9 protein-coding genes are annotated in these 9,673 nt (G+C 60.0%); 2 read left to right on the top strand and 7 right to left on the bottom strand.

The genetic code is table 11. From position 1 onward, the window contains the following. The 4 genes from ccoP to ccoN all read right to left on the bottom strand — a co-directional run. The coding region (gene ccoP / locus WBB95_RS26740; RefSeq protein WP_424490311.1) for a cytochrome-c oxidase, cbb3-type subunit III at nucleotides 1–933 on the bottom strand (933 nt) is incomplete at its 3' end. Next, nucleotides 930–1,130 carry a cbb3-type cytochrome oxidase subunit 3 gene (locus WBB95_RS26735; protein WP_424490310.1) on the bottom strand — a complete coding sequence of 67 codons (201 nt, stop codon included), beginning with the start codon at nucleotides 1,128–1,130 and terminating at the stop codon, nucleotides 930–932. The genes ccoP and WBB95_RS26735, both read right to left, overlap by 4 nt. A gap of 3 nt (nucleotides 1,131–1,133) precedes the next feature. Beyond that, on the bottom strand, nucleotides 1,134–1,742 hold the full coding sequence (gene ccoO / locus WBB95_RS26730; protein ID WP_424490309.1) for a cytochrome-c oxidase, cbb3-type subunit II: 609 nt from the start codon (nucleotides 1,740–1,742) through the stop codon (nucleotides 1,134–1,136). A gap of 10 nt (nucleotides 1,743–1,752) precedes the next feature. Then, a complete protein-coding gene (gene ccoN / locus WBB95_RS26725) occupies nucleotides 1,753–3,177 on the bottom strand; it encodes a cytochrome-c oxidase, cbb3-type subunit I (RefSeq protein ID WP_424490308.1) in 1,425 nt (474 codons plus the stop codon). Between the two features lie 79 nt (nucleotides 3,178–3,256). Between ccoN and WBB95_RS26720 the strand changes: the two genes are divergently transcribed. Continuing rightward, nucleotides 3,257–3,949: an alpha/beta family hydrolase gene (locus WBB95_RS26720; protein ID WP_424490307.1), complete on the top strand. Its 693-nt coding sequence runs from the start codon at nucleotides 3,257–3,259 to the stop codon at nucleotides 3,947–3,949. Between the two features lie 102 nt (nucleotides 3,950–4,051). Here WBB95_RS26720 and WBB95_RS26715 read toward each other — a convergent pair whose 3' ends face one another. Continuing rightward, nucleotides 4,052–5,617: a methyl-accepting chemotaxis protein gene (locus tag WBB95_RS26715; protein WP_424490306.1), complete on the bottom strand. Its 1,566-nt coding sequence runs from the start codon at nucleotides 5,615–5,617 to the stop codon at nucleotides 4,052–4,054. A 73-nt stretch (nucleotides 5,618–5,690) separates the two neighbouring features. After that, nucleotides 5,691–6,482, bottom strand: coding sequence for a lysostaphin resistance A-like protein (locus WBB95_RS26710; RefSeq protein ID WP_424490305.1), 792 nt, complete (start codon nucleotides 6,480–6,482; stop codon nucleotides 5,691–5,693). A gap of 424 nt (nucleotides 6,483–6,906) precedes the next feature. Between WBB95_RS26710 and WBB95_RS26705 the strand changes: the two genes are divergently transcribed. After that, nucleotides 6,907–7,767 (top strand): DMT family transporter, encoded by an 861-nt coding sequence (locus tag WBB95_RS26705; protein ID WP_424490304.1) that lies wholly within the window; start codon nucleotides 6,907–6,909, stop codon nucleotides 7,765–7,767. A 42-nt stretch (nucleotides 7,768–7,809) separates the two neighbouring features. Here the strand turns inward: WBB95_RS26705 and WBB95_RS26700 are convergent, their stop codons facing one another. Next, nucleotides 7,810–9,225, bottom strand: coding sequence for an FAD/NAD(P)-binding protein (locus WBB95_RS26700; RefSeq protein WP_424490303.1), 1,416 nt, complete (start codon nucleotides 9,223–9,225; stop codon nucleotides 7,810–7,812). Between the last annotated feature and the right edge of the window lie 448 nt (nucleotides 9,226–9,673).

Genomic DNA, 9,673 nt, shown 5'->3' with positions numbered 1-9,673 from the left:
ATCCAACGCCCCCCCATCAGCGCTATGCGACAAGCTATACACATAAGCAGCCAGCAAATGCACCTTGTCATTCCCCTGCAGCACCTCCTGCGCCGGCATCTGGCCTTGGCGACCATGGCGAATGGTTTGCTGCAACTGCGCCAGGCTGGTCCCGTAGATAAACCCACCCGGCTCGGTCAGATTCGGCGCCCCCATAGCTTCCACACCGTGACCTTGCGGGCCGTGGCACGCCACGCAAGTGGTGCTGAACGTCGCTTGCCCGGCGGCAAGATCGGCGGTGTTATCGGCCGGCAACGGCAACTTGGCCAAATCGTGACGCACATAGGCCGCGACGTTCTTCACACCGTCCTCGCCCAGCACTTCACCCCAGGCCGGCATCGCCGCGTGGCGGCCGCTCATGATCGTGGCCTTGATCGCCTCGGCCGAACCGCCCCAGCGCCAGCTATTATCGGCCAGGTTCGGGAAACCATACGCACCCTTGGCATCCGAGCCATGGCACACCGCGCAGTTGGAGGCAAACAAGCGACCGCCCATTTTCAGCGCCTGCGGGTCCTTGGCGACTTCTTCCACCGGCATGGCCGCAAATTTGGCGAAGATCGGCCCGAACTTGGCGTCGGCCTTGGCCATTTCCTTGTCCCATTCCTTGGTCTGGGTCCAACCGTCTTCATAGCCCGGCAGCACGCCTTTCCAGTTGCCCAGGCCGGGGTAGAGGATCAGGTAGCCGACAGCGAACACCAGCGTGCCGGCGAACAGCATGAACCACCACTGTGGCAGCGGGTTGTCGTATTCCTCGATGCCGTCGAAGGCATGGCCCATGGTCTGGTCCACGCTGCCCTTGGTCTCGCCCTTGCGGGTGCCGATCAACAGCCAGGTCAGGCCGATCAGGCTGCCGAGGGTCAGTACGCAGATCCATGTACTCCAGAACGTAGTCATGGCCGAGTGCTCCTTGTTGCAGGCGCTTCTTGAGCGTCGGGTGGAGAAGGTTCATCGGCAAACGGCAGCAAGCGTGCCTGCTCGAATTCCGCATTGCGCCGGTTGTTGAACACCCACAGCGACAGGCCGATAAAGGCGATGGCGACCACCAGCGTGCCAAGGCCGCGAATGGTGCCTGCATCGAATTCAAATCCCATGGCTCACCTCTTGCTCTTGATGGCAGTGCCGAGCACTTGCAGGTAGGAAACCAGCGCGTCCATCTCGGTCTTGCCCTTGAGGCTGGCGACCGCGCCACTGATGTCGTCGTCGGTGTACGGCACGCCCAGGGTGCGCATCACTTTCAACTTGGTCTCGGTGTGGCTGCTGTCGACCGCGGCCGTGACCAGCCACGGGTAGGCCGGCATTTTCGACTCCGGCACCACGTTGCGCGGGTTGTACAGGTGCGCGCGGTGCCAGTCGTCCGAGTAGCGCGCGCCGACGCGGGCCAGGTCCGGGCCGGTGCGCTTGGAGCCCCACAGGAACGGGTGGTCCCACACGCTTTCACCGGCGACCGAGTAGTGGCCGTAGCGTTCGGTTTCGGCGCGGAACGGGCGGATCATCTGCGAATGGCACTGCACACAGCCTTCGCGGATGTAGATGTCGCGGCCTTCCAGTTGCAGCGCGTTGTAGGGCTTCATGCCTTCGACCGGCTTGTTGGTCACATCCTGGAAGAACAGCGGGACGATCTGGGTCAGGCCGCCGATGCTCACGGCGAGCACCATCAGCAGCATCAGCAGGCCGACGTTCTTTTCAATGGTTTCGTGTTTCATCATCGACTCCTCAGGCCATCTGCGCCGCAGCGGCGACTTCGGCGGGTTGTGCCGAACGCACGGTGCGCCACGTGTTGTAAGCCATCAGCAACATGCCGCTGAGGAAGATCGCCCCGCCGACCAGCCGCACGATGAAGCCTGGGTGGCTGGCCACCAGGGTTTCGACGAAGGAGTAGGTCAAGGTGCCGTCTTCGTTGACGGCACGCCACATCAGGCCCTGGGCGATGCCGTTGACCCACATCGAGGCGATGTAGAGCACGGTGCCGATGGTGGCCAGCCAGAAGTGCGCGTTGATCAGGCCGAGGCTGTACATCTGCTCGCGGCCGAAGACTTTCGGGATCATGTGGTACAGCGCGCCGATGGAGATCATCGCCACCCAGCCGAGCGCCCCGGCGTGCACGTGGCCGATGGTCCAGTCGGTGTAGTGGGAGAGGGCGTTGACCGTCTTGATCGCCATCATTGGCCCTTCGAAGGTCGACATGCCGTAGAACGCCAGCGAGACCACCAAAAAGCGCAGGATCGGGTCGCTGCGCAACTTATGCCAGGCGCCCGAGAGCGTCATCATGCCGTTGATCATGCCGCCCCAGCTGGGAGCCAGCAGGACCAGTGACATCACCATGCCCAGTGACTGTGCCCAGTCCGGCAGCGCGGTGTAGTGCAAGTGGTGCGGACCGGCCCAGATGTACAGGGTGATCAGCGCCCAGAAGTGCACGATGGACAAACGATAGGAATACACCGGGCGCTCGGCCTGTTTCGGCACGAAGTAGTACATCATCCCGAGGAAGCCGGCGGTGAGGAAAAAGCCTACCGCGTTATGCCCATACCACCACTGCACCATGGCATCCGTCGCACCGCCGTAGGCCGAGTAGGATTTGGTCCAGCTGACTGGCAAGGACGCGTGGTTAACGATGTGCAGAATGGCCACGGTGATGATGAAGGCGCCGAAGAACCAGTTGCCGACGTAGATGTGCTTGGTCTTGCGCTTCATCAGCGTGCCAAAGAACACCACGCCGTAGGCCACCCAGACGATGGCGATAAGAATCGCGATTGGCCATTCCAGCTCGGCGTATTCCTTGGACGTGGTGTAGCCCAGCGGCAAGCTGATGGCCGCCAGCACAATCACCAGTTGCCAGCCCCAAAAGCAGAACGCGGCGATTTTCGGCGCGAACAGCTGGGTCTGGCAGGTGCGCTGCACCGAGTAAAACGAGCTGGCGAACAGCGCGCAACCGCCGAAGGCAAAGATCACCGCGTTGGTGTGCAGCGGGCGCAAGCGGCCGAAGCTGGTCCAGGGCAAATCGAAGTTGAGAGCAGGCCAAACCAATTGAGCGGCGAGAAAAACCCCGAGCCCCATGCCGACGATGCCCCACACCACCGTCATAATGGCGAATTGGCGGACCACCTTGTAGTTATAGGCGGTACTTAAAGTAGTGTTCATGGTTCCCCATCCACGGTTCAACCCAAGCAAATGCGGCACTTGGGCTGGAGTTATAGGCAGACTAAAAAGCGAGGCAAGCATGGGCAAAGAGCACAAGGCCAGTATTGACGGGGATCAATGGGCGCAGTGTGTGCGGGAACGCGGCTGGCGCTGGGATGTCGCGGCAGGCGTGGCGGCCGGTGGGCCTGTCACCTTGATCCTGGCCCACGGCGCTGGCGCACCGATGGACTCATCGTTCATGAACGACATGGCTGCACGCCTTGCCGGGCATGGCGTGAACGTGTTGCGCTTCGAGTTTCCGTACATGGCCCAGCGGCGTCTGGACGGCGGCAAGCGCCCGCCGAACCCGGCGCCGAAACTGCTGGAGGCCTGGCGTGAGGTGTATGCCCAGGTGCGACGTCATGTCACTGGGACGCTGGCGGTTGGCGGCAAGTCGATGGGCGGGCGCATGGCCAGTTTGCTGGCGGATGAGTTAGGCGCTGATGGGCTGGTGTGCCTGGGTTATCCGTTCTATGCGGTGGGCAAGCCGGAAAAGCCACGGGTCGAGCACCTGGCCGGGTTGAAGACGCCGACGTTGATTGTGCAAGGTGAGCGTGATGCCCTGGGTAATCGGGCGGCGGTGGAAGGGTATGAATTGTCGCCGAGCATCGAGGTGATGTGGCTGGTGGCGGGGGATCATGACTTGAAGCCGTTGAAGGCGTCGGGGTTCAGCCATGCGCAGCATTTGGAGGCTGCGGCGGTACAGGTGGCTGGGTTCATCGGCGCCTGTTAGGGCCTCATCGCAGGCAAGCCAGCTCCCACATTGGACTGTATTCACAAATAGAAATGTGTGAACCCAATCCAATGTGGGAGCTGGCTTGCCTGCGATAGCGGTTTACCGGTTGAAACGCTCCACCAGCGAATACTGGGTATTTGCCGTGTGCGTCAGCTCCTCGCTCAACTGCGCCGAGTTCATCGCCTGTTCCGAGGTCTGGTCCGCCAACAGCGCAATGGTGCTGATGTTACGGCTGATCTCTTCGGCCACCGCGCTTTGCTCTTCAGTGGCGGCGGCAATCTGAGTGGTCATGTCGGTGATGTTGGCCACCGCTTCGCTGATGCCCACCAGTGCTTTATCGGCCTCCATCACCCGCGCCACACCTTCTTCAGCCTGACGATGCCCGGCGTCCATGGTTTGCACGGCGGCGGCGGCGGTCTGCTGCAGCTTGGCGATCAGGGTATGAATCTGCCCGGTCGATTCTGCGGTGCGTTGCGCCAATTGGCGGACTTCGTCGGCGACTACCGCAAAACCACGGCCCATCTCACCGGCGCGCGCCGCTTCGATGGCGGCATTGAGTGCCAGCAGGTTGGTCTGGTCGGCGATGCCTTTGATCACATCGACCACGCCGCCGATTTCGTCGCTGTCCTTGGCCAGTTGGGTCACGGTCACGCCGGTTTCACCCACGGCCACCGACAGGCGCTGGATGGCATCGCGGGTTTCGCCGGCGATATCACGGCCGCGCCCGGTCAGGCGATTGGCTTCCTGGGTGGCGTCGGCAGTGCGCTGCACATGGCTGGCAACTTCCTGGGTGGTCGCCGCCATCTGGTTGACCGCCGTGGCCACCTGTTCGGTTTCCACGCGTTGACGTTCCAGGCCGCTGGAGCTGTTGTGCGCCAAGGTATTGGACTGCGCCGCTTGGGCATTAAGGTGCTCGGCAGTGTCCTGCAAGCGTGTAAGGCAGGTCTTCAGACGCGCTTCCTGACTGAGGATCGACATCTCCAGCCGCGCCTGTGCGCCACGGCTGTCGGTGTACATCTGCGCGATCAACGGGTCGGAGGTGGTCTGCTCGGCCAGGCGCAGCAAGCGCTTGAGGCCGCGCTGTTGCCAGCTCAAGCCCAGCAGGCCCAGCGGCACCGACAACGCCGCCGCGAGGGCGAAGCCCCAGTGGGAGTTGAGCGAGGCGCCGATCATGAAGCTCAATTGGCTGACCAGGATAAACGGCAGCCAGTCCTGCAGCACCGGCAGCCACTTGTCGCGCTGGGGAACGGCTGACTTGCCTTGGTTGAGGCGCTGGTAGAGCGCTTCGGCCCGGCGGATCTGCTCGGCGGTGGGCTTGATGCGCACCGATTCAAAGCCGACCACCTGGTTGCCGTCGAAGACCGGCGTCACATAGGCGTTAACCCAGTAGTGATCGCCCGTCTTGCAGCGGTTCTTGACGATGCCCATCCATGGCAAGCCTTGTTTGAGCGTGGACCACATGTGCGCGAACACGGCCGACGGCACATCCGGGTGACGCACCAGGTTGTGCGGGGCACGGATCAGCTCTTCACGGGTGAACCCACTGATTTCGACGAAGGCGTCGTTGCAGTAGGTAATAACCCCTTTGGCATCTGTGGTGGAGATCAACCGTTGCTGAGCGGGGAAGGTGCGTTCGCGCTGGGTAACGGGTTGGTTATTACGCATGGTTGTTCAATCCGCAAGGCTTTCAGGGGTTATCGGCCGGGATTGAGGTTTATTTAACTTAATTTTGCAACAATCAGCCGGCCAGCATCGGGTAGGTAAACAACCCGAAGTGAAGCAGGTTCAAGCCAAAGTGCGTGGCAATCGCCGCGCCCAAGCCACCAAAGCGGTAAGCCAGGCCATAACCGACGCCTGCAATACTTGCCAGCAGCACCCAGTGCCAGCCTGCGCCCAGGTGCACCAGGCCAAACAGCAGCGATGCCAACAACAGGGCGAGGTTCTCGCCGTAAGGCAGGTGTTTGAAGCGTTGGCTCAGGCCGCCCTGAACATAGCCGCGGAACAGTGCCTCTTCTACCAGGGTTACCAGCAGCAGGTTGTTCAGGACCCACAGCCAAGCCTGCTCCGGCCATTTCGGCGCCCAACTGATCATGCCCAGCAGCGCTGCGCCACCCAGTGCGGCGACCGCCGTCAGCGCCAAGGCCAGGGCCGTGACGCAGAGTGTCAGGCGTAGCGAGCGGCGCGCCACAATCCACGGGCAAGCCAGCAGCAGCCAGAAGCCAATCAGCGGTTTGTCCTGATTCAGGTAGAGCGAAAACGGCACCGAGTCTGGGGTCAAGTGCTGGGGCGCGATGCCACGACCGTTGTAAAATCCCGGCAGCCAGTGCATCGCCAGGCCCAGTGCCAGCACGATAAACAGCCCATGCCCCAGGTAGCGTGCCCAGGGCGTACGTTGCTGGCGCACGGCGTACCCGGCTATCAGCAGCATGGCCACCGAAACGGCCGCCAGCACGCCCAGTTGTCCGTAGGTCAGCGCCAGCGCGTAACCAGCGGAAAGAAGCACGAGGTACAGCCAGGGTAAAGCGATCATGTGAAATCCTTGGAAAAAACTCGGCGGCAGTATAACGACCGGGATTCCTTGCTGGCATGAAAACTCCTCCACGCAAAAGGCGTGGGTGAAGTCGTTGCAAAGTATGTTTGCGGCTGGTTATAGTCATCGCGTCTTTATCCCTTCAAAAAGATCAGCCCATGCCAGCGTCTTCCCAGCGCATAGCGGTAGTCGATACAGCGGTCAACGCTGTGGTCGTGCCGTGCGGGAATAAACAGCCTGCGCAGATCAGTCACTACCCCCCCACCTGTCAGTAGCACGCCGGTGTACGCAGTCGTATCACCGCCGGGTGTTGGCATTTCGGGCTGATCAGCGAATCGCTGTTCCCCTCTGCCCGCCTGAAAAAAACCTACTGAGTTTCAGCCTCTGCTGAATTGGCTTTTTTGCCTGATTACAGGTGGTATCCATGTCTGTTCTTTCGAAACAATCCGTGGCCGCGGCGGCCTCGACGAGCCTGTTTGTCTTGCTGTGGAGCAGCGGGGCGATCTTCTCCAAATGGGGCCTGGCCCATGCGTCGCCCTTTGCCTTTTTGCTGGTCCGTTTTGCCATCGCCCTTGTCGGCCTGATGGTGCTGGTGCCGATCCTCAAACTGAAACTGCCGCGCCCCGGCAAACCCCTGTGGTATGCGGCGGCAACCGGCCTGGTGTTGTTGGGGGCCTATCAGATTTTCTATCTGTTGGCGCTGGACCTCAAAGTGACGCCCGGCATGATGGCCACCATCATGGGCGTGCAGCCGATCCTGACCGTTGTGTTAATAGAGCGTCAGCGTTCGCTCAGCCGGGTGTTCGGCCTGGCGCTGGGGCTGGCCGGGCTGGTCATGGTGGTCTATCAAGGCATCGGCCTGTCGGGCATGTCACTGGCGGGGATGCTGTTCGGGCTGCTGGCGCTGGCGAGCATGACGTTTGGCTCGATCATGCAAAAGCGCATCACCGACAACCCCTTGGGCACCTTGCCCGTGCAGTACCTGGCGGGGTTGTTGTTGTGCTCGGTGTTTGTACCGTTCCAGCCGTTTCATGTTGAACAGAGCGCAGGTTTTTACCTGCCCGTGCTGTGGATGGGCTTGGTGGTGTCGTTACTGGCGACGCTGTTGCTGTACCGCCTCATCGCCCGGGGCAATCTGGTGAATGTCACCAGTTTGTTCTACCTCGTGCCGGCGGTGACGGCGGTGATGGATTATTTGATCTTCGGCAACAGGCTTGCGCTGCTGAGCGTGCTGGGGATGGGGTTGATTATTGTTGGGTTGGTCTTTGTGTTCCGTAAAAGCTAGCAGGCTGTGTCTCCCTCCTCGGTCTTTTGTGGTCGCGGAGGGCTAGATTTGCGGATCACCGACGTGCAGTACGGTGGTGAGGGTGTCCGCCATGCGCTTTACATACTCTCGTAACTCGGGCACGGCAGTGGCTTCCCAGTCGCGTGCTTGCAGGAAGGGGCCGACGTAATACAGCCAGCGCGACTCCGCTCCTTCGCTATCTACCAGTGCGCCTGAAGGGGCGATCTCCATGCCTGTCCCCAGTGCATCGGGTTTTAGCAGGCCACCAGTTCGTAGCGATTCGAGAAGCGGGTCGTCCAATTGTCGGAGATCGAAGGCTGGTGTCGTGCAATTAATTACGGCACACACTCTAATCTTTTCCTCGTTTTTTGCTCTGCGGCGGCGAACATGAACGCTGACCCCTTCCGAATTTGATTCGTAGCCTGTTACCCGTGCTGCAAAGAGTTTGAGGCTGCCTTTGTCAATCTCGGCCTGCAAGCGTGCTCCCGCCTGCGGTGCGCAGCGGTGACGATGGGTGTCCCAGTAAGGACGTACGTGACGCAAAAAGCGTTGTCGCTCAAGGATGGGGAGTGCGTGCCACAGTTGAGGGGTGGTTGACCTCAGTCCGCCAATCACGTCACGCCAGTCGCCCCCTTCAAGCGTCTGGAGCTTTATTGCGTTGCGAACTGCACGTAGATAGTGACGTGTGGTGCAGTGATTTAGCATGTGTTGAGACAGCTGGCCATCATAGTGAGGGTGCGAGCTAAGTACTCGGTGAGGTTGTGGGGGAAGTCCGCGACGAGAAACTGCATGAATCATCCCTTGGTGTCCGCGATCGCGCAGGTCGAGTACTACGTCTAACATGGTCAATCCGCTGCCAATCAAGAACACCGGGCTGTTTTTTTCTATACGGGCGAGCGCCTCGGCCTGCCATGGGTCGTGAATATAGCGCGAGTCTTCGTAAAACGTCCGACTCTCTTTTGTAGTTGGAGGCCGTTGGCGAGCACAGCTTCCGATGCTCAGGACGACCCTCTCGACATCAAAATGGTCGCCATTTTTCATCAGGACGCGAGCACCGTCGCTCTCTTTGCGTGGCAACACCTCCAGAACTTCGCCGGTAACACTGCATAACTCGTTGCCTTGAACCGCGTTATGCGAGGCATCGTTCAGCAGTGCTTCTAGATAGTCACCATAGAGTTGTCTCTGGACAAAAGATGCCGGAGTGAAGTCCGGATTGAGGCCTTTAGCGTACTCGTAAAAGCTGTCGTCATTGTCAGTTAGAGCGCTCATTCTGCCTGCGGGTACATTGAGTACGTGTGAAGACCTGCGAGTGCCGTAAGCCACCCCTCGGGCCATGGCGCCGGGCCGACTGATGAGTAGGATTTTAAGGGGCGCAACGGTGGGGGTGCGCAATAAATGCATTGCTAATACTGAGCCGCAGAAGCCTGCGCCAATAATCGCGATGGTTTTGGTCTTCATCCTTGCTCCGACTTGAATAGGGTATTTCATGCCATCTGTAGCGGCTCATATGGTTCCGTTTGCCAGCAGGCGAAGGCATTTGTGTTTCATATAGTGGAATGAATCTGGGAGGCACTCCAGTACCTTTTGCGTGCGTTCAGGATTACTTGATCTGGATCACGCTTCATTTTGGTGTCAATGCCTGTGCACTGCTCGCGCTATTCGCGATGTGCACAGATGTTGGTGATTTTAAATCAATCACATTTAAAAATAATGAACTTTTTTAACGTGAATTTTGTCTCCGCGCTAAACGGGAGTTTTATTTGAAGTCGCCCATTTATTGGTGAGATCGTAGATATACGAATGCTAGCCAAATGCCGCTGCGCGCTGCGGTTCTCGCCAGTACGATATCTGAGGCTGAGGACGGGCGAAGGCTCTGGAGTCGGTTTCGTGGCGCAAACCGGTGCGA

It is taken from the genome of Pseudomonas sp. (assembly GCF_049645325.1).
Lineage (GTDB): Bacteria > Pseudomonadota > Gammaproteobacteria > Pseudomonadales > Pseudomonadaceae > Aquipseudomonas.
The sequence above is the reverse complement of the archived record's forward strand: the minus strand, read 5'-3'. Positions and strand labels throughout refer to the sequence as shown.

Bases quoted from the DNA above. Each gene is read 5' to 3' on its own strand.
- WBB95_RS26735 (WP_424490310.1), bottom strand. From the start codon at position 1,130: ATGGGATTTGAATTCGATGCAGGCACCATTCGCGGCCTTGGCACGCTG.
- ccoO (WP_424490309.1), bottom strand. From the start codon at position 1,742: ATGAAACACGAAACCATTGAAAAGAACGTCGGCCTGCTGATGCTGCTG.
- ccoN (WP_424490308.1), bottom strand. From the start codon at position 3,177: ATGAACACTACTTTAAGTACCGCCTATAACTACAAGGTGGTCCGCCAA.
- WBB95_RS26720 (WP_424490307.1), top strand. From the start codon at position 3,257: ATGGGCAAAGAGCACAAGGCCAGTATTGACGGGGATCAATGGGCGCAG.
- WBB95_RS26715 (WP_424490306.1), bottom strand. From the start codon at position 5,617: ATGCGTAATAACCAACCCGTTACCCAGCGCGAACGCACCTTCCCCGCT.
- WBB95_RS26710 (WP_424490305.1), bottom strand. From the start codon at position 6,482: ATGATCGCTTTACCCTGGCTGTACCTCGTGCTTCTTTCCGCTGGTTAC.
- WBB95_RS26705 (WP_424490304.1), top strand. From the start codon at position 6,907: ATGTCTGTTCTTTCGAAACAATCCGTGGCCGCGGCGGCCTCGACGAGC.
- WBB95_RS26700 (WP_424490303.1), bottom strand. From the start codon at position 9,225: ATGAAGACCAAAACCATCGCGATTATTGGCGCAGGCTTCTGCGGCTCA.